The organism is Thioalkalivibrio halophilus (assembly GCF_001995255.1).
Classification (GTDB): Bacteria; Pseudomonadota; Gammaproteobacteria; order Ectothiorhodospirales; family Ectothiorhodospiraceae; genus Thioalkalivibrio; species Thioalkalivibrio halophilus.
This window is the reverse complement of sequence record NZ_MUZR01000003.1, coordinates 15,466-40,925: the sequence shown is the minus strand read 5'-3', so window position 1 is coordinate 40,925 and position 25,460 is coordinate 15,466. Positions and strand designations below refer to the sequence as shown.

Annotated in this window: 25 protein-coding genes and 1 pseudogene; all 26 read right to left on the bottom strand. The window is 67.1% G+C overall.

All coding sequences use genetic code 11. The features are described from left to right. Nucleotides 1-7 precede the first annotated feature (7 nt). The 26 genes and pseudogenes from motD to B1A74_RS00790 all read right to left on the bottom strand — a co-directional run bounded on the left by motD (nucleotide 8) and on the right by B1A74_RS00790 (nucleotide 25,396). Nucleotides 8-883, bottom strand: coding sequence for a flagellar motor protein MotD (gene motD, locus B1A74_RS00915; protein WP_077243507.1), 876 nt, complete (start codon nucleotides 881-883; stop codon nucleotides 8-10). A gap of 7 nt (nucleotides 884-890) precedes the next feature. Then, nucleotides 891-1,634, bottom strand: coding sequence for a flagellar motor protein (locus B1A74_RS00910; protein ID WP_018945953.1), 744 nt, complete (start codon nucleotides 1,632-1,634; stop codon nucleotides 891-893). Nucleotide 1,635: 1 nt separating this feature from the next. After that, nucleotides 1,636-2,748 (bottom strand): protein-glutamate methylesterase/protein-glutamine glutaminase, encoded by a 1,113-nt coding sequence (locus B1A74_RS00905; protein WP_018945952.1) that lies wholly within the window; start codon nucleotides 2,746-2,748, stop codon nucleotides 1,636-1,638. A 2-nt stretch (nucleotides 2,749-2,750) separates the two neighbouring features. Further along, nucleotides 2,751-5,036 (bottom strand): chemotaxis protein CheA, encoded by a 2,286-nt coding sequence (locus B1A74_RS00900; RefSeq protein ID WP_077243506.1) that lies wholly within the window; start codon nucleotides 5,034-5,036, stop codon nucleotides 2,751-2,753. A gap of 72 nt (nucleotides 5,037-5,108) precedes the next feature. Beyond that, complete coding sequence (locus B1A74_RS00895) at nucleotides 5,109-5,894, bottom strand: protein phosphatase CheZ (protein ID WP_077243505.1); 786 nt, start codon at nucleotides 5,892-5,894, stop codon at nucleotides 5,109-5,111. A 35-nt stretch (nucleotides 5,895-5,929) separates the two neighbouring features. Continuing rightward, complete coding sequence (locus tag B1A74_RS00890) at nucleotides 5,930-6,310, bottom strand: chemotaxis response regulator CheY (protein WP_026287584.1); 381 nt, start codon at nucleotides 6,308-6,310, stop codon at nucleotides 5,930-5,932. A gap of 39 nt (nucleotides 6,311-6,349) precedes the next feature. Then, nucleotides 6,350-7,111 carry an RNA polymerase sigma factor FliA gene (locus tag B1A74_RS00885; RefSeq protein ID WP_018945948.1) on the bottom strand — a complete coding sequence of 254 codons (762 nt, stop codon included), beginning with the start codon at nucleotides 7,109-7,111 and terminating at the stop codon, nucleotides 6,350-6,352. Further along, nucleotides 7,108-7,932, bottom strand: coding sequence for a MinD/ParA family protein (locus tag B1A74_RS00880; RefSeq protein ID WP_019570004.1), 825 nt, complete (start codon nucleotides 7,930-7,932; stop codon nucleotides 7,108-7,110). The genes B1A74_RS00885 and B1A74_RS00880 overlap by 4 nt, the downstream gene beginning before the upstream one ends. Beyond that, nucleotides 7,916-9,322, bottom strand: a complete 1,407-nt coding sequence (gene flhF / locus B1A74_RS00875) for a flagellar biosynthesis GTPase FlhF (RefSeq protein WP_077243504.1) — start codon at nucleotides 9,320-9,322, stop codon at nucleotides 7,916-7,918. Before flhF ends, B1A74_RS00880 begins: the two co-directional genes overlap by 17 nt. Nucleotides 9,323-9,377: 55 nt before the next feature. Further along, entirely contained in the window at nucleotides 9,378-11,477 is a 2,100-nt protein-coding gene (gene flhA, locus B1A74_RS00870; protein WP_077243503.1) for a flagellar biosynthesis protein FlhA, read from the bottom strand. Next, a complete protein-coding gene (flhB, locus tag B1A74_RS00865) occupies nucleotides 11,474-12,634 on the bottom strand; it encodes a flagellar biosynthesis protein FlhB (RefSeq protein ID WP_077243502.1) in 1,161 nt (386 codons plus the stop codon). The genes flhA and flhB overlap by 4 nt, the downstream gene beginning before the upstream one ends. A gap of 1 nt (nucleotide 12,635) precedes the next feature. Beyond that, nucleotides 12,636-13,388, bottom strand: a complete 753-nt coding sequence (fliR, locus tag B1A74_RS00860; protein WP_425274666.1) for a flagellar biosynthetic protein FliR — start codon at nucleotides 13,386-13,388, stop codon at nucleotides 12,636-12,638. Between the two features lie 29 nt (nucleotides 13,389-13,417). Further along, nucleotides 13,418-13,687, bottom strand: coding sequence for a flagellar biosynthesis protein FliQ (fliQ, locus tag B1A74_RS00855; protein WP_077243500.1), 270 nt, complete (start codon nucleotides 13,685-13,687; stop codon nucleotides 13,418-13,420). Nucleotides 13,688-13,696: 9 nt separating this feature from the next. Beyond that, nucleotides 13,697-14,452 carry a flagellar type III secretion system pore protein FliP gene (gene fliP / locus B1A74_RS00850; RefSeq protein WP_018869481.1) on the bottom strand — a complete coding sequence of 252 codons (756 nt, stop codon included), beginning with the start codon at nucleotides 14,450-14,452 and terminating at the stop codon, nucleotides 13,697-13,699. Then, on the bottom strand, nucleotides 14,449-14,883 hold the full coding sequence (gene fliO / locus B1A74_RS00845; RefSeq protein WP_077243499.1) for a flagellar biosynthetic protein FliO: 435 nt from the start codon (nucleotides 14,881-14,883) through the stop codon (nucleotides 14,449-14,451). Before fliO ends, fliP begins: the two co-directional genes overlap by 4 nt. Before the next feature lie 2 nt (nucleotides 14,884-14,885). Then, complete coding sequence (gene fliN, locus B1A74_RS00840; protein WP_077243498.1) at nucleotides 14,886-15,479, bottom strand: flagellar motor switch protein FliN; 594 nt, start codon at nucleotides 15,477-15,479, stop codon at nucleotides 14,886-14,888. A gap of 16 nt (nucleotides 15,480-15,495) precedes the next feature. After that, nucleotides 15,496-16,473 carry a flagellar motor switch protein FliM gene (gene fliM, locus B1A74_RS00835; protein ID WP_018945940.1) on the bottom strand — a complete coding sequence of 326 codons (978 nt, stop codon included), beginning with the start codon at nucleotides 16,471-16,473 and terminating at the stop codon, nucleotides 15,496-15,498. A 10-nt stretch (nucleotides 16,474-16,483) separates the two neighbouring features. Further along, nucleotides 16,484-16,963: a flagellar basal body-associated FliL family protein gene (locus B1A74_RS00830; protein ID WP_024328906.1), complete on the bottom strand. Its 480-nt coding sequence runs from the start codon at nucleotides 16,961-16,963 to the stop codon at nucleotides 16,484-16,486. Between the two features lie 210 nt (nucleotides 16,964-17,173). Beyond that, complete coding sequence (locus tag B1A74_RS00825) at nucleotides 17,174-18,259, bottom strand: flagellar hook-length control protein FliK (protein WP_077243497.1); 1,086 nt, start codon at nucleotides 18,257-18,259, stop codon at nucleotides 17,174-17,176. Nucleotides 18,260-18,327: 68 nt separating this feature from the next. Beyond that, a complete protein-coding gene (fliJ, locus tag B1A74_RS00820; protein WP_018945937.1) occupies nucleotides 18,328-18,789 on the bottom strand; it encodes a flagellar export protein FliJ in 462 nt (153 codons plus the stop codon). Beyond that, a pseudogene (locus B1A74_RS00815) lies at nucleotides 18,786-20,128 on the bottom strand (FliI/YscN family ATPase). The gene fliJ and the pseudogene B1A74_RS00815 overlap by 4 nt, the downstream one beginning before the upstream one ends. Next, a complete protein-coding gene (locus tag B1A74_RS00810; RefSeq protein ID WP_018945935.1) occupies nucleotides 20,125-20,889 on the bottom strand; it encodes a FliH/SctL family protein in 765 nt (254 codons plus the stop codon). The pseudogene B1A74_RS00815 and the gene B1A74_RS00810 overlap by 4 nt, the downstream one beginning before the upstream one ends. Continuing rightward, on the bottom strand, nucleotides 20,886-21,899 hold the full coding sequence (gene fliG / locus B1A74_RS00805; protein WP_018945934.1) for a flagellar motor switch protein FliG: 1,014 nt from the start codon (nucleotides 21,897-21,899) through the stop codon (nucleotides 20,886-20,888). The genes B1A74_RS00810 and fliG overlap by 4 nt, the downstream gene beginning before the upstream one ends. After that, nucleotides 21,889-23,583 carry a flagellar basal-body MS-ring/collar protein FliF gene (gene fliF, locus B1A74_RS00800; RefSeq protein WP_077243528.1) on the bottom strand — a complete coding sequence of 565 codons (1,695 nt, stop codon included), beginning with the start codon at nucleotides 23,581-23,583 and terminating at the stop codon, nucleotides 21,889-21,891. The genes fliG and fliF overlap by 11 nt, the downstream gene beginning before the upstream one ends. 29 nt (nucleotides 23,584-23,612) lie before the next feature. Then, on the bottom strand, nucleotides 23,613-23,942 hold the full coding sequence (gene fliE, locus B1A74_RS00795) for a flagellar hook-basal body complex protein FliE (RefSeq protein ID WP_018869492.1): 330 nt from the start codon (nucleotides 23,940-23,942) through the stop codon (nucleotides 23,613-23,615). Between the two features lie 80 nt (nucleotides 23,943-24,022). Next, the gene (locus B1A74_RS00790) at nucleotides 24,023-25,396 is read right to left on the bottom strand and encodes a sigma-54 interaction domain-containing protein (protein WP_077243496.1); all 1,374 of its coding nucleotides are present in this window, start codon (nucleotides 25,394-25,396) and stop codon (nucleotides 24,023-24,025) included. Nucleotides 25,397-25,460: the final 64 nt, after the last annotated feature.

Sequence of the window (25,460 nt, the reverse complement as noted above, 5' to 3'; positions counted from 1 at the left end):
CTCGTGGCTACGGCGACGGCAATTCGTCGCGCAGCTGTTCCGGTTCCCGTTGTCCGTCTTCGCGCGGGGGAGCCCCGGGCAGCACCACGATCGCCACCCGGCGGTTTTCCGCCCGCCCGGCCGCGGTCTCGTTGTCCGCCACCGGTCGATATTCCCCGTGCCCCAGCGCCACCATGTCGGCCGGGTCCATGCCCTGTTGTTCGAACATCCTGACCACTGTGGCCGCCCGCGCGGCGGACAGTTCCCAGTTGGAAGGATAGACCGCGGTGGTAATCGGCACATTGTCGGTATGCCCCTCGACGTGAATGCGCGCCGCGCGCGGCGCCAGCACCCCCGCGATATCTTCCAGCACGGGCTCCGCGTCCGGGTTCAGGGTGGCCTCGGCGCTGGGGAACAGCAACTGGCTGGTGATCTCGATCTCCAGCCAGTAGGTGTCCCGCGTCACGTCCACCTGTCCGTCCTCGATCATCGGTGCCATCGCCGATTCGATCTCGGCGGCGACCTCGGCGATCTCGTCCAGCAGGCCCTGCAGGTCTTCGTCACCGCGCTCCTCGAACAGACCCGAGGCCGCCCGGTCCAGAGCTTGCGGGCCCTCGTCCAGCAGCCCCGGCCGGATGTCGATGGGCGCCAGCGAACGCGGTACGTCTGCGTCCGACGGTGGTGCGACCACACCGGGATCGCCGACCTGGATCGGTTCCAGCTGCCCCGGGGTGCCGAAGGCTTCCACCAGCGAGTCGGACAGCACCCGGTACTTGCCTTCGTCGACCGAGGAGATCGCATACATCACCACGAAAAACGCGAGCAGCAGCGTCACAAGATCGCCGTAGGGGATTGCCCAGGCTTCGTGGTTGGCTTCCTCCTCCTGATGTTTGCGCCGGGCCATGTTCGTCCTACCCGTGCACGTAGCCGCCGAGCTTGCTCTCGATATTGCGGGGGTTCTCTCCCTCCGCGATCGCGATCAGACCCTCCATCAGCATCTCCTGGTGACGGGAGCGTTCCTGCACCAGTGCCTTCAGCTTGTTGGCCACCGGCAGGAACAGCAGATTCGCCGAAGCGATCCCGTAGACCGTGGCCACGAACGCGGCCGCGATCCCGGCGCCCAGGCGATCCGGATCGGTCAGGTTCTGCATTACCGCCATCAGCCCCATGACCGCGCCCACGATGCCGAGCGTGGGCGCATACACCCCCATGCTCTCGAAGACCTTGGCGCCTTGCAGATCGAAGGCCTCGCGGTTGTCCACGTCGGATTCCAGGATCTGCCGGATCACCTGCGGTTCGGATCCGTCCACCAGCAGCTGCAGCCCCTTGCGGGCGAACGGGTCGCGTTCCTCTTCGGCTACGCTCTCCAGTCCGAGAAGTCCTTCCTTGCGCGCGATGTTCGACCATTCCACCACGCGGCGAATCATCGCAGCGTTGTCGATCGCCGGCGGACGAAAGACCCACGGCAGCATCTTCATGCCGTGCATGAAGACTCCCAGGCGCGCCTGCACCAGCGTCGCGCCGAGGGTTCCCAGCACCACGATGATGAATGCCGCGGCATTCCACAGCGCACCGATCCCGCTACCCTTGGCGATGCTGCCGCCCAGCACCGCAACGAGCCCCAGGAGAATCCCGATGAGGCTCAGGATATCCACGTCAGCAGAACCCCTTGACCAGTGCCGGCCCGATCTCCTGCAACGGATACACGTGGTCCGTCAATCCGGCCTCCGCGACGGCCGCCGGCATGCCGTACACCACCGAGGTCGCCGCATCCTGTGACCACACCTGGGCCCCGCAACCCTTCAGCGCGCGCACGCCCTCGCGGCCGTCCGCCCCCATGCCGGTCAGGATGACGGCCAGGACCTGGCCGCGCAGCGCATCGACGGCCGATTCGAAGGCCGCGTCCACGCTCGGCTTGTAGATGGTGCCCGCCGGACTCTCGGTCACCCGCACGCGGGTCTGGGAACCGCGTTCCAGCGTCAGCTGCTGGCCACCGGGGGCCAGCAGAGCCGTGCCCGGACGCAGAAAGTCGCCGTCCACCGCCTGCTTGATGCGGATCGGGCAGATCGCGTCCAGTCGTTCGGCGAACGCCGGGGTGAAGCTTGCCGGCATGTGCTGGACCAGCACCACCGGGAGCGGAAAGTTCGCCGGCAGGTGCTTGAGCACCTCCTGCAACGCCACCGGCCCGCCGGTGGAGGTCCCGATCAGCACCGCGCGCAGGGAGCTGAGCGGTGCCGGCGGACGGGCCACCGGCGGCTTGGGGGTCTCGCGCGCGGTTTCGCTCGCCTTGCGGTCCGCCGCCTGACGGCGTTCCGAGACCGGTGCCTCGGTTTTCGGCCGGTCCCCTCCCGGCGCGCTGGAGGAACGAGCGCGGCTGCGTGCCAGGCTGCGGACCCGCCGGCGCAGCAGGGCACGCGCACTGTCTTCGTCCCCGGCCATGTCGGAGAAGCGTTTGGGCAGAAAGTCGACCGCACCGGCCTCCAGCGCGTCCAGGGTTGCCTGGGCACCCTCGGTGGTCAGGCTGGAGAACATCAGGATCGGCCGCGGATGGTCGGCCATGATCTTGCGGACCGCCGTGATGCCGTCCATCACCGGCATCTCGATGTCCATGGTCACGACATCCGGGTCCAGTTCCTTCACGGCGTCGACCGCCTTCTGGCCATCCTCGGCCGTGCCCACGACCTCGATCCCGATATCCGCGTTCAGGATCTCCGCAATCCGGCGTCGGAAAAACCCGGAATCATCCACCACCAGAACCTTGACCGGCATCCTCAGCCCTCAGCTCGTCGGGCGGCCCGGCGCGCTCGCCCGCTGCCCGGTACCTGATTCACCAGCAGGGTGACCAGATCCGAGACATCCAGAATGAGTGCAATGCCACCATCGCCGGTAATGGTGGCGCCCGCCAGGCCCTTGACCCCCTGAAGATTCTGGCCCAGGGGCTTGATGACAACCTCTTCCTGCCCCACAAGACCATCCACCACCAGGCCGACCTTGCGATCGGCCGCATGGACCACGACTACATGGGCGTTCTCACAGGGCTCGGGCTCCACGCCGGGCTTCGCCCAGCGCGCCAGATAATGGATCGGCAGGGTCTGGTTGCGCACCACGATGACTTCCTGCTCGTCCACGTAATGGGTCTGTGTGAGGTCCAGATCGAGGATCTCGGAGACCGCCGCCAGCGGGATCGCGAAACGCCGTTCGCCCAGAATCACCATCAGCGCCGGCAGGATCGCCAGGGTCAGCGGCAGCTTCACCCGCAACGTCGTGCCGACGCCGACCTCCGATTCGATCTCCACGGTGCCGTTGAGCTGGTTCAGGCTGGTCTTGACCACGTCCATGCCCACGCCCCGGCCGGAGACATCCGAGATCTCGGCCTTGGTCGAAAAGCCGGCCATGAAGATCACGTTGAAGGCCTCGCGGTCGGTCATGCGCTCGGCCATCGCGGGCTCCATCAGCTCCTTTTCCACCGCCTTGCGGCGTAGCGCATCCGGATCCATACCACGTCCGTCGTCCTTGATGATCAGGGCGATATGGTCGCCCTCCTGGGCGGCCCCGAGGACCACCGTGCCGCGCCGCGGCTTGCCGGCCGCCTCGCGCTCGTCGGGCATCTCGATCCCGTGGTCCACCGCATTGCGCACCAGATGCACCATCGGGTCCGCCAGGGCCTCGACCAGGTTCTTGTCGAGATCGGTCTCCTCGCCGAAGATCTCCAGGTCGATTTCCTTGCCCAGATTCCGGGAGAGATCGCGGATCACGCGAGGGAAACGGTTGAAGACCTTCTTCACCGGCTGCATGCGGGTCTTCATTACCGAGGCCTGGAGGTCGGAGGTCACCAGCGCCAGCGAACTGATCGCCTTGCCCAGTTCATCGTCCACGTGCTCGGAGCGCAGCATGCTCAGCCGGTTGCGCACCAGCACCAGCTCGCCCACAAGATTCATGATCTCGTCGAGGCGCTCGGTATCCACGCGTACCGAAGTCTCGCCCTGATTTCCGCCACCGCCCTGGCCGCCGCCCCCGGCACCCCCGCCGGAAGCACCGCCGCGCCCACCGCCGGACGCGGGCGCCGGACCGGAACTTTCCGCCTTCTGTTCCTTCCCGCCCGTGCCTCCGGGCGAGGCTGCCGCCGGCTCTGCGGCAGGCGCCGTGTCCGCGTGTTCGGTGCCGCCGGCCCCGGCGGCGGACGCCGAACCTTCCGGAACCGGTTCCGCAGCGGCGGACGGGCCCGGCTCGGCCGGTTCGGCCGGCGTGGTGGGTGGGCCGGCTCCTTTCGCCTGCAGTTCGTCGAGCAGGCTCTCGAACTCATCGTCGGTGATCTCGTCGTCGCCACCACCCGCGTCGCCGCCATCCGCGGCCGCGACCTCCGGGGCCGACTCCGCTGCCGTGCCCGGATCCACCGGTTTCGGTGGCTGGTCCCCGTGCAGGCTGTCCAGCAGGGCCTCGAACTCGTCGTCGGTGATCTCGTCTCCGGCACCCACGCGGACTTCGTCGTCGCCCGGCGCGTCATCCGCTGCCGGCGCCGGCGCGGACGGCGGCTCGGCCGCTTCCTCCAGCGCCTCCGCCGGCCAGTCGTCGGCCGATGCCGGAGCTGCCTCCCCGGCCGGGGCTGCATCCGGCGTTTCTCCCGCGACCGGGGCGGCATCGTCCCCGCCACCGGCGGCCGGGACCGTTTCGTTGCGCGCCATGCGTCGCAGGGTGTCGACCAGATCCTCGGGCGCCGGGGTCGGCTCCTGGCCGTCGCGCAGTTCGCCGAACATCACGTTGAGCGAGTCCAGGACCCGCAGCATCGTGTCCATCAGATGACCGTCCACCTGACGTTCGTGATTGCGCAGCAGGTTGAAGACGTCCTCGGCGTTGTGACAGACCGTCACCAGCGGATCCAGCCCGAGAAAACCTGCCCCGCCCTTGATCGTGTGGAAGCTGCGGAAGACCGCATTCAGTAGATCGGTGTCGTCCGGGTGCTGCTCCAGATCGATCAACTGCTCGTTCAGGCCTTCCAGCAGTTCCCCCGCCTCGATCAGGAAGTCCTGGAGGATTTCGTCGTTGGGATCGATGGCCATGCGGTTTCTCCGTTCCGGTGACTCGAATCGTCGGCTGATGGCGGCCGGTCAAGCGGGATTGCAGGGCGGACCTTAGAATCCCAGGCTCGACAGCAGATCATCCACCTCGTCCTGTCCTTGAACGACCTCGGTGCCCGAATCTTGAGTATGGGGTACCGCCGGACCATGTCCGCGTCGATCCGCCTCACGGCTCGCCGTGTCCTCCTCCGGGGGCCGCTCATCCGCCTCCGGTTCGACATCTCTCTCCAGACGGCCGGAGGACAGCCGGATGAGCGACACCAGGCTTTCCTCCAGGTCCGTCACCAGCTGGATCACCCGCCGGATCACCTGGCCGGTCAGGTCCTGGTAGCTCTGCGCCATCAGGACCTGCGAAAGCAGCCGCCGCAGTTCCTCGGTGTCCTTCCCCGTCTGTTCGAAGAAGATATCGAGTTCGCGTGCAAACTCGCGGAATTCCTCCACCGAGAGCTCCCGGTTGCGGAACCGGGTCCATTTCTCGGTGAGGTCCGCGGCGCGGCTGGCGAAGTCCTCGGCAATGGGCAGGGAGGACTCCACCGCGTTCAACGTCTCGTGCGTCGCCTGCTCGGTCTGCGTCACCACGTAGCTCAGGCGCTCGCGGGCATCCGGGATCTCGTCCTGGGCCAGTTCCACCAGGCGCGAGTCCCCGCGGAAGCTCTCCAGCGCCTCGTGCAGTTCCCGGGTCAGTTTTCCCAGCTCATCGAACAGCTCGCGCTCATAGGGCCGCGCGAGCTCCTGGATCAAGCGACGCGAGTTATCTTCGTCACCGCTTTCCAGAGCACCCACCAGCTGCCGTGCCAGCGCGAGCGGGTCGTCCCCGGAGGCATTCTCTTGTTCGGTCATCGGGTCTCTCTTGCCATGTCGGCCACTGATGGCTTTCAGCCTTGCGCCTCAATACGTTCAAAGATCTTTTCGATCTTTTCCTTGAGGGTCTCGGCCGTGAACGGCTTCACAATGTACCCGTTCACGCCCGCCTCCGCCGCCTCCACGATCTGGTCGCGTTTCGCCTCGGCCGTAACCATCAGCACGGGCAGCGATTTCAGCCGATCATCCTTGCGCACCTCGCGCAATAAATCGATGCCCGGCATGTTGGGCATGTTCCAGTCGGTGATCAGGAAATCAAAGTCGCCGTTCTGCAGCATCGGCAGGGCGGTGCTTCCGTCGTCGGCCTCCATGGTGTTGTTGAAGCCAAGATCCCGCAGGAGATTCTTGATGATGCGCCGCATCGTGGAGAAGTCGTCCACGATCAGGATTTTCATACCCTTGTCCACAGTTCGCTCCGGGAATGTGTTTGAACCTTAGAATATCTGCAGGGACTCGACGTCTTCGAGCCACGAGCCCAGACGCGCCCGCAGACGGTGCACCGCCTGGCTGCGGATCTGGCTGACGCGCGATTCGGTCACGTCCAGCACCGCACCGATCTCGCGCAGGTTGAGTTCTTCGGTGTAGTACAGGTTGAGCACCAGTCGTTCGCGCTCGGGCAGATCGCCCAGTGCGCCGGCCAGTTCCTCGCGGAACTCCCCGGCCTCGATGCGCCGCGACGGGGACTGCTCCTGCCCTTCCAGCACGCGATCCGCCTCGCCCTCCGGGCCGCCCACCTCGTCCAGCGCGAACAGATGGGCACCGGCATGATCATCCAGCATCTGGTAGTAGGTTTCCACCGGGACGCCCAGCTCCTCGGCGATCTCCGGAGCGCGAGCGGCGCGGCCCTCGCGGGCCTCCACCGTCTGCATCGCCTCGGAGATCCGCCGGCTGTTGCGGTGCACCGAGCGCGGCGTCCAGTCGCTGCGACGCAGCTCGTCGATCATCGCCCCGCGGATGCGGATCCCGGCGTAGGTGGCGAAGGTCGCCCCCTGGCCGCCTTCGAACTGCCGCGCGGCCTCGATCAGCCCCACCATGCCTGCCTGCACCAGGTCATCCACCTGGACCGAGGCCGGCAGCCGGGCCATCAGGTGATGGGCGATCCGATTCACCAGCTCGACGTGGTCCGCGACCAGCTGATCCGGTCCCCCGGTCCCCGCCCGGGCGTATCCCGAAAGTCTGTTCTTTGGCGTGTTCATGCGCTTTGCAGCATCCTCTCGACGAAGAATCCAACCCCCCCGCTGGCGCCGCGGGCCACCGGCCAGCCGTCGACCTTGCGCGCGAGCTCGAGGAACGCCCGTCCCGCCGGGCTGCCCGGGGACTGCTGCACCACCGGCGCCCGTTTCTGCACCGCCTGGCGCAGGGCATCATCCAGCGGAATCACGCCCACCAGATCCAGTATGACCTCCGGCAGATAGGTGGAACAAACCGCCTGCAGCTTCTGCATCACGCGTTCCGCCCCGGCACGGCCCTGCACCATGTTCGCGACCACGCGGAACCGGTTCACGCCATGATCCCGATGCAGGACCTTGATCAGCGCATAGGCGTCGGTCATCGATGCCGGCTCGTCGGTGACCACCACCAGGGTCTCCTGCACGGCCTGACAGAAACTGGTCACCGACTCCTGCAACCCGGCCGCGGTATCCACCACCAGCACGTCCAGCGGTCGCGTATACATGCTGAAGGCCTGGATCAGGCCGTGATGTTCCGGCCGGCTCAGGTTGGCCATGGTCGCGATCCCGGACGCGGAAGGCACCACGCGGATTCCCTCCGGGCCCTCGATGATCACGTCTTCCAGATCCTCGACGTCCCCGGTCACCAGGTCGTGCAGCGTCCGCTGCGGACGCAGGCCCAGCAGCACATCGACGTTCGCGAGCCCCAGGTCGGCATCGAACAGCATGACCTCGCGTCCCAGTCGGGCCAGTCCGACCGACAGGTTGACCGAGACATTGGTCTTGCCGACCCCGCCCTTGCCCGAGGCCACCGCGACGACCTTCAGGGGCTTAGTGTTGTGTGACATGATGTCCCTTCAGCACCGGTTGAATCATTTCGAGCGGCGCGGGCTCCTCGCCCGCGGCGGGTTCATCTTCGGATCGGGGCCGCCGGGCCTCGCGCTCCGAGGCCTCGCGCCGCCGCCAGGCCTGCATCGCCTCGTCGACCCAGGCGTCGGCCTCGCCGTGTTCGGGCTCTTCCTGCAGCGCCAGGCGGGTCAGATGTCCGGTATCCACGCGATGGAAATCCTCGGCGATGCGCTGGCCGTCGCTCATGAACGCAACACCCAGCGGCTGGTCCAGCAGTACCGAAAGCACCTCGCCCAGCTGTTCCGCCTCGTCCAGCTTGGTCAGTACCAGGGCCGAGGGTTCCGTGGGGGCGAAAGCCTCCAGCACCCGGCGCAGGGCCATGCCCTGGGTAGTGGCCGCGATCACCAGCCAGGTCTCCGCGCGCACGTCCGCAGGCATGTCCGTCAGCAGGGGTTCCCGCGGAGCGGTACGCGGCGACTGCCCGGCGGTATCCACCAGGATCAGGTGCCCGCTGCCCGCCGAGCGCCGCGCCATCTCGCGCAGCTCGGCCTCGGTTTCCACCACACGCACCGCGGTTCCCGCCATCTGGCCGAAGGCCTGCAACTGCCGCGTCGCGCCGATGCGCTGGGCGTCCATGGTGACCAGGGTGACCGAATCCGGCCCCATGCGGCGGATCTGGCGCAGTGCAATCCGTGCAATGGTGGTGGTCTTGCCGACCCCCGTCGGTCCCTCCAGCGCGAGCACCCCGCCCTCGTCGAGGATGGAGGCGCGCGCGGTCACGATGGCACCCGACAGGCGCGCCCGCAGGCGCTCCCATGCCTCCTCCGAGGTGTGATCGTCGAGGATGCTGCCGGACAGGCTGCGCGCCAGCGGCTCGCGGAAGCCCAGATCCATCAGCCGCGCCTTGCATTCGGCCGCCAGTGGATGCCGTGCCGCCCAGCGGGCCTGCTCGTTCTCTTCGTACTGCCGCGTCAGCAGACTGCGCAGATCCCGCAGTTCCTGACGCATCGCGGACACCTCGGGGTCGGTGGGCCACTGCGGGGCCGGTCGCTGCCGGGACCCGGCACCCGCCCCCCCGCCGGCGGAAGCCGCCGCGGGCTCCGGCGCGCGGGGGTGCTCACCGCGCGGGGCCGGTTCATCGCGCACACCCTGTCGCGCCGATTCCCGGGCGGAGCGTGCCCCGCTACCGGCGTCGTCCTGCCGCGGGGCACCCCGGCCGTCACCCGCCGCCGTTCCGGCGGGCGCCTCGCCGCCATCGAGGGCCGCGACCACCTCCAGCCAGCCGTCGACCCGGCGGCTGGACAGGATCACGGCGTCCTCGCCCTGCTCCTCGCGGACCTGGCGCATCGCGTCGCGCATGTCCCGTGCCCGGTATCGTCTGACATTCATCGTTCGCTCTCCCGCCGATCGTTGACTGGTGCTTCAGGCCATGCCCGTTCGCACATCACGCCGACTTCTTGTCTGCTTCATCCTGTCCCACCGTGGCCACCACCCGGATCCGCCGGTTGTCCGGGATCTCGGTGAATGCGAGCACGGTCAGGTTGCGCACCGCGCCCCGCAGCCACCCGGCGATCCAGGAGCGGATTTCCGGGGCCACCACCAGCACCGCCGGCTGTCCCGCCGCCTCCTGGCGCTGGGCGGCCTCGCCCACCGATCGTTGCAGGCGTTCGGCCAGGCCCGGCTCCAGTCCGACGGTGTCGCCATTGCTGCCCTGCAGAGACTTATGCAAAAGCTGTTCCAACGAAGGGTCGAGGGCGATCAGGGGCAGCTCCTCCTCCGGTCCCACCAGGTCCTGGACGATGGAGCGCGACAGCGCGACCCGCACCGCGGCGGTCAAAGTGCCGGGATCCTGACTCTTGGCACCCTCCTCTGCCAGGGTTTCGGCGATCGTGCGCAGATCGCGGATGGAGACCTGCTCGGCCAGCAGGTTCTGCAGCACCTTCAGGATCACGCTCAGCGACAGCGTCTTCGGCACCAGGTTTTCCACCAGCTTGGGCGAACGCTGCGCCAGCTGGTCCAGCAGGTGCTGGGCCTCCTCGTGGCCGATCAGCCGGTGCGCGTTTTCGCGGAACACCTGCGACAGATGGGTCGCGATCACCGTGGACACGTCCACCACGGTGTAGCCGGCCCCCTGCGCCTGTTCGCGGTTCTCGGGGTCGATCCACAGGGCATCCAGGTTGAACGTCGGATCCTTGGTCGGCGTCCCCGGTACCTCACCGAAGACCTCGCCCGGATTGATCGCCAGCTCCTTGTCCTGGAACACCTCGGCCTCGGCGACGGTCACGCCCAGAAGGGCGATGCGGTAGGTGTTCGGACTCAGCTCGAGGTTGTCGCGGATATGCACCGGCTGCAGCAGGAAGCCCAGCTCCTGCGACAGCTTGCGGCGTACGCCCTTGATCCGCCCCATCAGCTGGCCGTCCTGGGTCCGGTCCACCAGCGGGATCAGGCGGTAGCCGACCTCCAGCGACACCAGGTCCACCGGCGGCACGTCGTCCCACGACAGCTCGCGGTTCTCCGGCGAGGGTTCCTGCTCGGCCTCCGGCAGACGCTCCACCTCGGCTGCCTCCTCGTGCCGCCGGCGCGACATCAGGTAACCGCCGCCGGCGACCAGCGAAGCCAGGCCCAGGAACACCGCATTGGGCATCCCCGGCACCATGCCCAGCGACGCGATCACCCCACCCACGACGTACATCACGCGCGGGTTGGAGAACATCTGGCCGATGACCTGCTGGCCCATGTCCTGGGTGGTGGATACGCGGGTCACGATGATGGCCGTGGCCGAGGACAGCACCAGCGACGGGATCTGCGCCACCAGGCCGTCACCGATGGTCAGCAGGACATAGTTGGTGGCGGCATCGCCGATGGACATCCCGTGCTGCAGGGCGCCGATGGTGAGTCCGCCGATGATGTTCACGAACAGGATCAAAATCCCGGCGATGGCGTCCCCGCGCACGAACTTCGAGGCCCCGTCCATGGAACCGTAGAAGTCGGCCTCCTGGGCGATCTCGTCACGCCGTCGGCGCGCCTCTTCCTGGGTCAGAAGGCCCGCATTGAGGTCGGCGTCGATCGCCATCTGCTTGCCCGGCATCGAATCCAGGGTAAAGCGGGCGCTGACCTCGGACACGCGCCCCGCACCCTTGGTTACCACCACGAAGTTGATGATGATCAGGATCGCGAACACCACCAGGCCGACCGCGTAGTTGCCGCCGACCACGAAGTCGCCGAAGGCCTGGATGACCTGCCCGGCCGCGTCCGTTCCGGTATGCCCTTCCAGCAGGATCACCCGGGTGGAGGCGATGTTCAGCGCCAGACGCAGCAGGGTTGCCACCAGAAGCACCGTGGGAAACACCGCGAATTCCAGCGGCCGCGGGGTGTACACCGCGACCATGATCACCACCAGCGACAGCGCGATGTTGAAGGTGAACAGCACGTCCAGCGCCACCGGCGGCAGCGGCAGCACCATCATCGACAGCATCGCGATCAGCAGCAGCGGGGCGCCCAGCCCCCAGCGGCCCATGCCGCTCAGGCGATCGAGGAAGCTCATGCGTCATCCTCCCGGCGCCGGCCGTGGCGTCCCTGGTGGGGATCGAGATATTCGTCCGGCACCGGCAGGTCGTCCGGCATGTCCACGCCCTGGTCGGCCCGCTTGAGCTGATACACGTAGGCGAGGATGCGCGCCACCGCGACGAACAGGCCGTCGGGAATCTCCCGGTCCAGGTCGGTGGTGAAATAGAGTGCGCGCGCCACCTTCGGTGCCTCGACCCGGATGATCTCGTGCTCGTCGGCGATCTCGCGGATATTCGCCGCGACCTCGTCGACGCCCTTGGCCACCACCTTCGGCGCCGACATCTTCGAGGCCTCGTAGACGATCGCCACGGCATAGTGCGTGGGGTTGGTGATCACCACGTCGGCCTTCGGCACCTCTTCCATCATCCGGCGCTGGGCCATTTCCTGCTGTTGCTGGCGGATCTTCTGCTTGACCTCGGGCTTGCCGTCGGTCTCCTTGTACTCGTCCTTGAGCTCCTGCCGCGTCATCCGCAGCTGCTTCTGGTGATTCCACATCTGGAACGGCGCGTCGATCGCCGCGACGATGATCAGCGCCGCCGACACCGCGATGAAGGTGCCGAGCGCGATCTGGGCCGCATGCGACACACCCTGGTGCAGTGGCTCGTAGCCCAGCCCCAGCAGACGGTCGGAGAACGTCCACAGGGTCAGCATCGCGACCGTGCCGACCAGCGTGAACTTGGCGAGGGTCTTGCCGAACTCCATCAGCCCCTGCCAGGAAAATATCCGCTGCAGGCCCTTGATCGGGTTCAGCTTCGACGCCTTGGGCGCCGCCGCCTGCCAGGAGAAATTGGCGCCGCCGATCAGGATGGGCGCCATCACGGCCGCCACCATCAGGATCCCGAACAGCGGCAGCAGCGCCATCAGCGTCTGGAAGATCTGATCCGCCAGATAGGGCAGCAACAGATCCGGGTCATGGGCCAGCTCCGGCTCGAAGTCCAGACGGGCCCGGGTCTGGTTGGCCAGTTGCCCACCCAGGGTCGGGCCGAAGAACAGCATGAAGATACCGGCGGTGATCAGCACCAGAAAGGTCGACAGCTCCCGCGAGCGCGGGACCTGGCCCTTCTCGCGCGCCTCACGGAGCCGTTTCTCGGTCGGCTCTTCGGTTTTTTCCTGTCCGTTCTCGTTCTCGGCCATGTCAGAACCCCAGCAGGACCTGCATCAGTCCGAAACCTTCCATGACCAGCTCGCCCACGCGCTCGGGCAGCCCCGGCAGGATCAGCAGCAGGAGGACGAAGCCCATCAGGATCATCATCGGGAAGCCGACGGCGAAGATATTCAGCTGAGGCGAGGCCCGCGTGATGACCCCCATGGAGATGTTCACCACCAGCAGCGAGGCGACCGCGGGCAGTGCTACCAGCACCGCCCCGGCAAACATCGTCTGGCCGAACAGCGCCACCTGCATGAAGGCCTCCGCATCCAGTCCGGATGGCGCGACCGGCATGGTCTCGAAGCTCGCCAGCAGCAGTTCGAACAGGATCAGATGGCCGTTCAGGGCGAGAAAGATCAGCGTGGCCATGGTCACGAACACCGTGGAGATCACCGGTACCTGAATGCCCTGCGCCGGATCCATGACCGAGGCGAAGCCCAGCCCCATCGACAGGGCCACCACCTCCCCCGCCTGCGTCAGTGCGGAGAACACCAGCTGCAGGATGAAACCCATGGTCAAACCGATCAGGACCTGATGCAGGGTCACGATCGTCCCCTCCAGGCTGATCGGATCCACCTCGGGCAGGGCGGGCTCCTGCATCGCCACCACCACCGCCAGCACCAGCGCCAGACCCATGCGCATGCGCGCGTTCAGCTGGTCGCCGCCAAAGATCGGCATGACCACCAGCATCGCGCCAATCCGGGCCAGCGGCCACATCACTGCGGCCACCCACACCAGCATCTGGTCGGTGGTGATCTCCACGAGGCCCCCTAGCCCACCATTCCCGGCGCGCTCTCGTACAGGCGCTCGGTGAACTCGATCACCAGCGACAGCATCCAGTGTCCACTGATCAGCAGCGCGGCGAACATCGCCAGCAGCTTGGGAATGAACGACAGGGTCATTTCCTGGATCTGGGTCGCCGCCTGCAGCATGCCGATCGCCAGGCCCACGGCCAGCGCCGTCAGCAGCGGCGGCGCCGCCAGGAGGACCACCACCATCAGCGTCTCGCGCCCGATATCCACGACCGTTTCGGGTGTCATCCGCCTCTCCTAAACAAAAAAGCTGGTTGCCAGCGTGTTCATCAGCAGGGCCCAGCCGTCCACCAGCACGAACAGCATCACCTTGAACGGCAGCGAGATGATCAGCGGCGACAGCATCACCATGCCCATCGACATCAGCACCGAGGCCACCACCAGATCGATGATCAGGAACGGGATCAGGATCAGGAACCCGATCTGGAACGCCGTCTTCAGCTCACTGGTCACGAACGACGGCACCAGCAGCGACAGCGGGATGTCGTCGGGATCCTCGAAGCCGTCGATACCGTTGATCTCCGCGAACATGCGCAGATCGCTTTCGCGGGTCTGCTCCAGCATGAAACCCCGCAGCGGCTGGATACCCGTTTCCAGGGCCTCTTCGGTGCCGATCTCCTCGGCCAGGTAGGGCTCCACCGCCACCTCGTGGATCTCTTCGAACACCGGCGCCATCACGAACAGCGTGAGAAAGAACGCCAGGCCGATCAGGATCTGGTTGGACGGTGTCTGGGACGTGCCCAGGCCCTGGCGCAGGATCGCCAGCACGATCAGGATCCGGGTGAAGGCGGTCATCATGATCAGGGCCGCCGGCAGCAGGGTCAGCAGCGTCATCAGCACGAGGATCTGCAGGGTCACCGACCAGGTCTCCCCGCCGTCCTCGTCCGTGGTGATGGTCACCGCCTCGATGCCCTGCCCCACCTGAGCGCCCGCCAGGCCGGGCAGCAGCCACAGCCCCAGCAGCAGCCAGGGGAAATAGCTCCGCAGACTCACGACTCCTGACCTCCCCCGCTGGCGCGGCGCGAACGCACCGCGCGCTTCAGCACGCCGGAAAAATCGGGGCCTTCGCCGCCGGCCGGCACCTCGACCGGCGTCTCCATGGTGTGCAGCGTGCGGATCCCCGAAGGCGCCACGCCGATCAGCACCTGTTCGTCGCCCACGCGAACCAGCATCAGCCGTTCACGAGCACCCACCGAGCGGACCGACTGGACATCGATCATCTGCCGGCCGTGGCCCACGCTCCCCTGCGTGCGCCGGAGCACCCAGGCCAGCACAACGATTGCCACAATCACGATCATCAGGCCGCCGATCAGCTGCGTCAGGTAGGCCGCGGCGTTCATTGCGCCGCCGTCCTCGTCGGCCAGGGCGCCGGCCGGCAGCAGCGCCAGCAGCCACAGCGATCCGGGAAGAACACGCGAGAACATGACTATTTCAGCTTCCGGATGCGTTCGCTGGGGCTGATCACGTCGGTCAGGCGGATCCCGAATTTCTCGTTCACCACCACCACCTCGCCGTGGGCGATCAGGGTCCCGTTGACCAGCACGTCCAGCGGCTCGCCGGCCAGGCGTTCCAGCTCCACGACCGAACCCTGGTTGAGCTGCAGAAGGTTACGGATCGGGATGCGGGTGCGGCCGATCTCCATGGAGATGGTCACCGGCACGTCCAGCACCATGTCCAGATTCACGTCTTCTTCTTCGCCGCCCCCGGAATCGGTCAGTTCATCCGGTTCCAGTGGCTGTGCGTTGGGATCCGGCTTGTGCTTGCGTTCCTTTTCGCCCCCGGTAGCCGCCTTGCTGCGGCCGCCGGTGCCGGTGGACGCTGCGTTGGCCGCATCGCTCTCGTGCGAATTGGACTGTGCCTGGGCCAGCAGTGCGTCGGGGTCCTCCGCCTCGCCCCCGGAACTGTCATCCTGCTCCGCCAGGGCCGCGGCCCATTCATCGGCCAGGGCATCCTGATCCACCGACTCCTCGCCGTCGCCCTGTTCGGTTTCCTGATCCGGACGCTTGTCGTCGTCTGCCATCGTCCTGTCCTCTTTCCTATCGTTGTACGCGACCGTTGATCTTGATCGCGTTCTGGCCATTCGAAACCCCGAACTTGCCGCGCAGCAGCGGGATATCCTCGACCTTCAGAGTGACTTCTTCGGGGATGTCCACCGGAATGATGTCGCCCGGCTTGATGTCCAGCAGCTCCTGCACGGTGACCTCCGCCTCGGTGAGCACCGAGGCGATCTCCACGTCCGCGTCCTGAACCTCTTCCCGCAGGGCGTTCATCCAGCGCTGATCGACATCGGAGCGATCCGACTGGATACCGGTATCCAGCTGCTCGCGGATCGGTTCGATCATCGAATACGGCAGGGTCACGTGGAGATTGCCGCCGCCGCCATCCAGCTCGATGTGGAATTCGTTGATCACCACGATCTCGGTGGGGCTCACGATGTTCGCGAACTGGGGATTGACCTCGGAGTTGAGGAACTCGAAGTCGATGTCCATGACCGGCTCCCAGGCCTTGGTCATGTCCTCGAACGCGCCCTCGAGGATGCTGTGCACCACCCGCATTTCCATCGGGGTGAAGTCACGGCCCTCGATGCGGGTGTAGAAGCGCCCGTCGCCGCCGAAGAAGTTGTCCACCAGGATGAACACCAGCTTGGGATCGAACACGAACAGTCCGGTGCCATGCAGTGGATGCGCGCGCACCAGGTTCAGGCTGGTGGGCACGAACAGCGAGTGCATGTACTCGGAAAACTTGGTCAGCCGGGTGCCGCTGACCGAGATCTCGGCCGAACGCCGCAGCATGTTGAACAGCCGCACGCGCAGATGCCGGGCAAAGCGCTCGTTGATCATCTCGAGCGTGGGCATGCGCCCGCGCACGATCCGGTCCTGGGTAGCAAAGTTGAATTCGCGCGCCTGACCGTCGCTGGGGAACTCTTCCTCCTCGGTCTCGACGTCACCGGCATCGACGCCGTGCAGCAGCGCGTCGATCTCGTCCTGGCTCAGGATGTCGGTTTGCTGTGCCATGACGCGCGCCTTACTGCATGACCAGTTCGGTGAACACCACGCGCTCCAGATCGAAGGGCGCTTCGCGCGACTCCAGGATCACACGGACGGTGGCCGTCAGGTCCTCCGCCAGCGCTTCCTTGCCTTCCCGCGTGTTCAGCTCGGTATATTCCTGATCCGAGAGGACGCCGAGGATGTCGTTGCGGACTACGGGAAGATGATCCTCCACGGCTTCCAGGACCGCCGGGTCGGTGGACACCAGACCGATCTGCACGCGCAGGAACTGCACGCTTCCCGGGGCATCGATGTTCACCGTCATGGGATCGAGCGATGAATAGTGGCGCTCGGGCGGCAGATCTTCCGCCGTTTCGTCAGCCTCCTGAGACAGCAGAAACCAGGCGGCCGCGCCTCCGCCGCCGGCGAGCAGAACGGCGACGACCAGGAGGATGATGATCATCCATTTCTTGCCGCCGCCCCCCTTGTTCTCGAGTTCGACTTCCTTCTCCGCCATGACACACCCGCGTTGCGTGGATTCGCTGCCCGAACCCAAGCAAGCGCGGTGCCATGAACAAAGATTATTTTAGAAACAGAAGGTTGTGGTCTTTTCAGTGGAAAAGACACCCTGCGGGGTCAAGGCGCCGCCCGATTCATGCGTCAACGAACCGGTTGTTCGTCCGAGCGACGCGTCGAAATTCTGGCGGGCGGTCTGCCGGAACGGGCCTCAGGCAAAGAGGTCCACCCGACGGTTGAGGAAGGAAAGGGTGCTGCCGGGGGCGACGGGGCCTTCTTCTTCATCGCTCCCTTCGCCATCCGCACCCGTGGCGACACCGGGCTCATCCCCGCCGCCGTAACCGTCGCCGGCCATCTCGGTATCCGCGGAATCCTCCGGCGGTTCATCCGACACCGAGGCATCGGCGAGCTCGAGCCCGCTGTCGGCCAGACTGTCACGCAGGCGCGGCATTGCCGCTTCCAGCACCTCGCGGGTCACGGGGTTGGTACTGAAGAACTGTACGCTGGCACGATCCCCCTCCATGCTGACCCGCACATCCAGGACCCCCAGCTGAGGCGGATGCAGTTTCATCTCGGTGCGCCCGCCACGGGCCTGCGCCATCATCTGGATCTGCTCCGCAAGCTGGCGATCGCCCGAAGTCTGCAGCAGACGGGTCAGATCCAGCCGCATCCCGCCGCCCCGCGCGCCCTCGGCATCGGAGGCCTGGGCCGCCGGCTGAGCCAGTGCCTGCGCATTCTCACGGCCGCTGCGCGCCGATTCCGAGGCCTGCGTCAGCCACTGGGCCAGGACCTCGGTGGTCCCTTCACGCGAGCCACCGCCGGTCAGCGCCCCCGGAGCAAGTTCCTGCAGCCGCGACCCCGGGTTCTGCCCTTCCGGGCCGGCCTGCAGGAACAGGCGCATCAGGGAAACCGGGATGCCGTCGCCCGCCGCTCCGGACTCGGGCCCGTCTTCCAGCAGACTGCGCAGCTCGCGGCCGTCGATCTCTCCGTCACCTTCCTCGCCGGTGAGCCAGCCGGGCGGCAATTGCATGCCGTCCACAGCGGTCAGATCCTGCCCCTGCAGGAGATCCTGGAACCGCTGGATCAGTCCTTCCAGATCCAGCTCGGCCAGCTCGGAATCATCCACCCCGAGCGCGCCCAGCATCGCTTCCAGCTGCGGGCGGAGTGCCTTCAGGAAACCGTCTTCCCCGCCTTTTCCCTTGTCTTTCAATTCTTTGAGCCGATCCATGCCCTCGCCGCCGTCGAGCAGCTGCGCCAGCGCTCCCAGCCCCTGTCCCGATGCCTGTGCTGCGATCATGTCCCGTCCTCGCCTTGTTGCGCGCACCGCGCGCGTCCGCCCCTGCGGGGTCTGCGTACTCGTGCCTTTCAAGATTCCTGCCAGTTCACCGTACGTTCACCGGATTCCGGTTCCCGTGCGAAGGCCTGGCGGGTCGCCCACATGTCCTGCTCCACCTGCTGCCGCCGGGCCTGATGACGCTGGTCTTCGGCTCGCGTGCGTTCCAGCAGCTTTTCCAGCGACATGCAGTCGCGATGGTGTTCCAGCCATTGCTCGCGAGCCGTCTCCACCTGGCTTTCGGCCGCCTGGATGCGCAGGGCCTGCTGTTCCAGCGCCTCGCGCAGCTTCTGCCGCATGCCGGCCAGCCACTTGAGGGTGTTGGGGTCCTGCGGCATGGAGGCCGCCAGGTATTCCTGCTGGAAGGTTTCCAGCTGCTCGCGCTGGGCCTCGGCCGCGTTCAGCTGAGCGATGCGTTCGCCCAGTTCGCGAGTCGCCTCGGTCTCGCCGATCTGGCGGATGCGCAACAGCCGTTCGATGCGCTGAGGATTCATGCCCCGCCCCCGGTGAGTGCGACCAGCTGATCCCGCGCGGTGGCAAAATCCACCGCCTCGGTCGTGCCCTGTGCCAGGAACTGCTCCAGCCGGTCATGCATCGCCACGGCCTGGTCGAGGTGTGGATCGGCACCCTTGCGGTAGGCCCCCACCGAGATCAGGTCGCGGTTGCGCTGATAGGTGGCGGCCAGATCACGGAACCGCCGTGCCGCCTTCTCGTGCTCGGGCGTCGTCAGCGCACTCATCACGCGCGAGATCGNNCGATCTCGCGCGAGAGCACCACATGCCCGTCAAGGATCGCCCGCGCGGCGTCCACGATCGGATCGTTGGGGTCATCCCCCTCGGCCAGCACCGTATAAAATCCGGTGATCGAGCCCCCGCCCACGTCACCATTGCCGGCACGCTCCACCAGCTGCGGCAGGCGCGCGAACACCGAGGCCGCATACCCCTTGGAGGCCGGCGGTTCGCCGATGGCCATCGCGATCTCGCGCGCGCCCTGGGCGAAGCGGGTCAGCGAGTCCATCAGCAGCAGCACGTTCAGCCCCTGGTCACGGAACTGTTCCGCCACCGTGGTCGCCACCCAGGCCCCGTGCTGGCGCAGCAGCGGCGATTGATCGGCCGGGACCGCCACCACCACCGTACGCCGGCGGGATTCCTCGTCCAGGATCTCGTGGATGAAGTCGTTGACCTCGCGCCCGCGTTCCCCGATCAGCCCGACCACGATCACGTCGGCGCTGGTGTGGCGGGTCATCATCCCCAGCAGCACGCTCTTGCCCACGCCGGAACCGGCGAACAGCCCCAGCCGCTGGCCGCGCCCGACCGACAGCAGCGCGTTGATCGCGCGTACGCCGGTATCCAGAGGCTCGCGCACCGGGGCGCGCGACAGCGGGTTGATCGGCTGTCCGTTGAGGGTGGCGCGGTCATGCGTTCGGATCGGCCCGAGGCCGTCCAGTGGCTCGCCACGGGCGTCGATCACCCGCCCCAGCAGGCCATTGCCCACCGGGATCGAACGCTGGGTGTCCACCGGCTCGATGCGGGCCCCGGGCACCAGCCCGGCGGCCGCCTCCTCCGGCATCAGGAACGTCCGGTCGTTCTGGAATCCGACGACCTCGGCGGGCACGGTTTCGCCCCGTTCGCCATGGATCAGGGCGCGGCCGCCCAGCGGCAGGCGCAGGCCCTCGGCCTCCAGGGTCAGACCGGTCACGCGCGACAGGATCCCCTGCGACTGCGGGGCCGCCACCCGTTCGACCCGCCCGCGCGACTGCTCCAGCCGTTCGCGCAGGCCCGCGGTGAGCCCGTCGCGCTGGCGTGTATGGGCATCGCGAATACTGGCGGTCATGCCGGATCCTCCTCATCACGGGCCGACGCATCGTCCCCGGGTTCCTCTCGCTTCTCCGGGGCAGCCCTGTCATGCGCGGGGGCCTCGACCGGCTCGCGCGGCTCCGGATCCGTGTCCGGCACGTTCGCGTGGCCGTCCCAGATGGCCTCCACGGCCTGCCGCAGACGGCGCTCCAGACTGGCATCCACTTCGGACGCACCCGCCTCAACCCGACAGCCACCGCGCGCCAGTTCCGGGTCCGGGACCCAGCTGATCTCGCCCGCCTGCGCGGACCCCCATTGCTCGACCAGGGCCTGGTCCTCGGGGTTCAGATGGACCCGCACGCTGCGATTGCGCCCCGGCAGCTGCCGCATCGCCTCATCCAGTACCTCGCGGATGATCTCCGGACGGGTCTGCAGCTCCACCCGGATCACCTGGCGCGCCAGCGCGGTCACCAGCGACAGGAGTTCCGGTTCCAGGGAATCCGCGGCATCGGCCAGCGGATCGCTGAGCCCCTGACCCACCGACTCCAGGGCCGCCACGGCCTCGCGCAGCTTCTTTTCCTCGCGCGCCCGCGCCGCCTTTTCGGCCTCCTGCTTGCCCAGTTCATGGCCCTCGGCGTAGCCCCGCTCGAAACCGTTCTGGCGCGCCTCTTCCTCGATCGCCTCGATCTCGGCGGCGGTGGGCAGGCGCCGCTGTTCCGGCTCGTTGCCGTTCTCGTCGAACTCCGGCGGCTCCCACAGGGAGGCCGCGCTGGCGGACCCGGCGTCGTGCACGCTCACAGCATCTGCTCCCCGCCCTTGCCGCCAAGCACGATCTCACCGTTCTCCGCCAGGCGGCGAGCGACCTGCAGGATCTCCTTCTGCGCCCCCTCGACCTCGGACACGCGCACCGGCCCCTTGGCTTCCAGGTCCTCGCGCAGCATTTCGGCGGCGCGTTTGGACATGTTGCTGAAGATCTTGTCTTTCAGGTCGTCGTCGGCACCCTTCATCGCCAGCACCAGGGATTCGGTGGACACCTCCCGCAGCAGGGTCTGGATCCCGCGGTCGTCGACGTCGATCAGGTTGTCGAAGACGAACATCAGCTCCTCGATACGGCCGGCCAGATCCTGGTCCATCTCGCTGACCGTATCCATGATCTCCGCCTCGCGCGACCCGTCCATCAGGTTCATGATGTCCGCGGCCGTCTTCACCCCGCCGACCATCGAGGTCTTGGCGGTGTTGTTGCCGGAAAGCTGACGGTCGAGGATGTCATCCAGCTCCTGCAGTGCCGAGGGCTGCACCCCGTCCAGGGTCGCGATGCGCATCACCACGTCGGACTGTACCCGCTTGGGCAGATAGCTGAGGGTCTCGGCGGCCTGATCCGCGTCCACGTGCGACATCACGATGGCGACGATCTGCGGGTGCTCGTTGCGCAGCATGTCGGCAATCGCGCGCGGGTCCAGCCACTTCAGGGCATCGATCCCCTTGGAGTTGCGTCCCAGCAGGATACGGTCGATCAGGCCCTCGGCCTTGTCCTCGCCCAGCGCGTTCTGCAGCACGCTGCGCACGTAATCGTCGGCGCCGATACCCAGCGCGGTCTGCTCGCGCACGTGCCCGGAGAAGTCCTCCAGCACCGCGTTCACGTCGGTGCGCGAGATGCGCTCCATGTTGGCCATGGCCGCGCCGATCTTCTGGACCTCCTTGGGCCCCATGTGGCGCATGACCTCGGCGGCGGAATCCTCACCGAGGCTCATCATGAACACGGCCGCCCGTTCCGCGCCATCCAGTTTGGACTTCTTGCTATCGGCCATCTTCGTTCAACCAGGTCTTCATTACCTGCGCCACGCGCTTGGGATCTTCCTTCACCATCCCCCGCACGGCCTCGAGGTCCATCTCCTGCTGATCCTCTTCCGGCCCGGTCAGCGAAGCCACCGCGGAGCCCTCACCGCTGGGACCGCCACCACCGGCCGCGGATTCCCCGCTCTGGTCGGTCAGGGCGAGATTCTCGTCCGACTCCGCCTGCGGCTGCTGCGCCGGGCGCGCGGTTGCACCGCTCATCAGATGTTTCAGGGCCGGACGGATCACGGTCAGCAGGATGATCAGGGCCAGCAGCAGCGCCCCGATGAGCTTGGCCAGCTCCATGAACCAGGCCTGGGTCCAGAACGGGCGTTCTGCCTCGACGATTTCTTCCTCCACCGGCGCCTCGAACGGAGCACTGACCACGTTGATCGAATCCCCGCGCTGCTCGCTGAAGCCCACCGCCTGGCGGACCAGGTTCTCCAGACGCTCGATCTCCTCGGCGTCGCGTGCGACGCGCTGGACCTCGCCATCCTCGCCCACTTCCTCGCGGAAATCGACCACCACGGCGGTCGACAGCCGCTCGACGCCGCCGGGCATTTCCCGGATGTGGGCGATGCGACGATCCACCTCGTAGTTGCGCGTCGCGGACCCCGAGCGCTGACCGGCCGCCCCATTCTCACCATTTTCCGCGCCTTCGCCTTCTTCTTCGCCCACGGCGCCCCCGGCGGGCGGCTGATTGGTCAGCGCGCCCGGCACGCCCATCGGCCCTTCGCCGGCGTCCCCGCGAACATCTTCGGAGATCTGCTCCGAACGCAGCGCGATCGTGTCGGGGTCGTAGAGTTCTTCGGTACGTTCGATTTCGGAAAAATCGATGTCCGCCGACACCTGCACCCGCACGCGGTCGCCGCCAACGAGCGGCGACAGCAGGTCCCGGATCGCCTCGGCATAACGGCGCTCCACCTGGCCCTGGAACGACAGACGGTCGCCACTGCTGCGCATGCCGCCCTCTTCCATTCCGTCCTCGGTCAGCAGCCGGCCCTGCTGGTCGACCACGGTCACGTTTTCGGGCGACAGGTCCGAGGTACTGGAGGCCACCATGTGGACGATGGCCCGGACCTGCGATTCGCTCAGGGAGCGGCCCCCGTGCAGGTGCACGGTTACCGAGGCGGTCGCCGGGGTGCGTTCACGCACGAAGACCGAATCCTGTCCTTCGGCGATGTGCACGCGGGCACGCTCGACCGCGTCCAGCGAAGAGACGGTACGGCCCAGCTCGCCTTCCATCGCCCGGCGATGGCGCGCGCTTTCCATCATCCGGCTGGTGCCGATCCCGGTGTCCTCCTGCAGGAGCTCGAAGCCGACATCCCCGGAACGCGGCAGCCCTTCACCGGCCAGATGCAGGCGGGCTTCACCCACATCGCCGCGCGGCACCTTGATCTGACCGGTATTCGCATCAATGCGATAGCGGATGCCGGCCCCGTCCAGTGCGGTCACCACCTCCGCGGCCTCGTCCTGGTCGAGCGACGAATACAGCGGGACGAAGGTGGGGCTCATCGCCCAGAATACGATCCCCGCGATCACGGCCAGCGCGCCGGCCAGCATGCCGATCAGGGCCAGCTGTCGGCCGGCCGGCATGGTGCCGAAATCCTTGATGCCGCCGCTGACGACGGCGGGCAGACTTTGCTGTGCTGCGGCCATGATCACGTCTCTCCGGAGGGATTACAGGCCTACACCTGCATCCGCATGATTTCCTGATAGGCATCCAGCAGGCGGTTGCGCACCTGATTGGTGGCCTCGAACGCCAGGCTGGACTTGTTCATCGCCACCATCACCTGCGGCAGGGACACGTTTTCATCGCCCAGTTCAAAACGGGTCTGCAGATCGGTCGCCTCCTGCTGCACCTCGTTCACGTTGCGCAGCGAGTCACGCAGGACGTTCTGGAAGTCGGCGCCACCGGCCTGACCGGTTCCACCTCCGGACGCAGGAGCCTCGACGCTCCCGCTTTCCGAGAGCTGCCGCATCTGCTGCAACACGTTCTGGATCTGCATTTCACTCATGCGTTACCTCCGGCTTCCACACGGGACGACGGTGCCTCGCCCCCGCTCAACCCAATCCCAAGCAAATGCCGGGCCAGCTCTCAGACCACTCCGGTGCGGGGGACATGGATGCCCGATTCGCGCAGTCGCGCGAGCTTGTAGCGCAGGGTGCGCGGGCTGATTCCCAGCCGTTCCGCGGCCTCCTTGCGGCGCCCTCCCGCTTCTCGCAGCACGTTGAGGATCACCCGGCTTTCCTGGGTCTGCAGGGTCTGTTCCAGCAGAGGGGCCGACGGGATGTCGTCATCCGAAGCCGCCGGAACGGAAGGAGCGCCAGCCGCACTGACACCTTCGCCATGCTCCAGCATGTCGGCATCCAGCCAGATGGACTCGGCCGTGACCCGCCCGTCGCTGCGCTCGCCGGCCAGAGTGGCCGCCCGCTCCATCACGTTGGCCAGCTCGCGGGCATTCCCGGGCCAGTCATGCCCCATCAGCCGCGATTCGGCCTCCGGTGCCAGTTCCACGAGCCGGCCCTGGCTGGCACGGGTCAGCAGCGCCCGCGCCAGCGACGGAATGTCCTCCGGCCGCTCGCGCAGCGGCGGGATCCGCACCGGGAACACGCTCAGGCGGTAATACAGGTCCTCGCGGAGTACCCCCTCGGCCACCGCCTCGCGCAAATCACGATTGGAGGTTGCGATCACCCGCACGTCGACCGGACGGGTGCGCCGGCCGCCCAGCGGTTCCACTTCCCGTTCCTGCAGCACACGCAGCAGCTTGGGCTGCAGATGCACGGGGATTTCCGTCACCTCATCCAGCAGCAGCGTGCCACCGTCCGCCTGTACGAACTTGCCCGGCCGCGCCTCGATCGCGCCGGTAAAGGCCCCCTTCGCGTGCCCGAACAGCAGGGCCTCCAGCATGGCCTCGGGCAGCGCGGCGCAGTTGATCGCCTCGAACGGCCCCTGCGCACGGGCCGAGCGCGCATGGATCTGCCGCGCCAGCACCTCCTTGCCGACCCCCGACTCGCCCGTAATGAAGACCGTCGCAGCGGTTTGCGCGATCCGTTCGGCAAAGGCATCCAGCGAACGCATGCGCTCGCTGTGCGCCACCATTTCCGGGATCCGGGCCCGGGTGCCGGGGCCGGGGAGCTGATCGCGCAGCCACTGCGCCAGCGGCGCCGCCATGTCCGGGAGGCCGAAATGGGCATCCACGCCGGCGCGCATGGCGGCGATCTCGTTGTCATGGGTCGCATCCGGACTGATCACCGCGACCGGCAACCGTGCCGGGATCCGTTCACGCAGCGCGGCGGTCGCGGGATGGGCGATCAGGACGACCTCGGGGCGCTGCGCTTCCAGGGAGCGCTCGAGCTCTCCGTCGGTGCAGTCCTGGAGGCGAACCCGCGGGATGGTGGCCAGCACCTGCACCACGCGTTCACGCAGGGCGGCGTCGGCATTGACCAGAAGAAGGGTCGCTCGAGGCATCGGTGCAGTCCTGTCGATGGGATTCGGACTGCCCCAAGCAGGTAGTGTGCCACTATGAATAAAC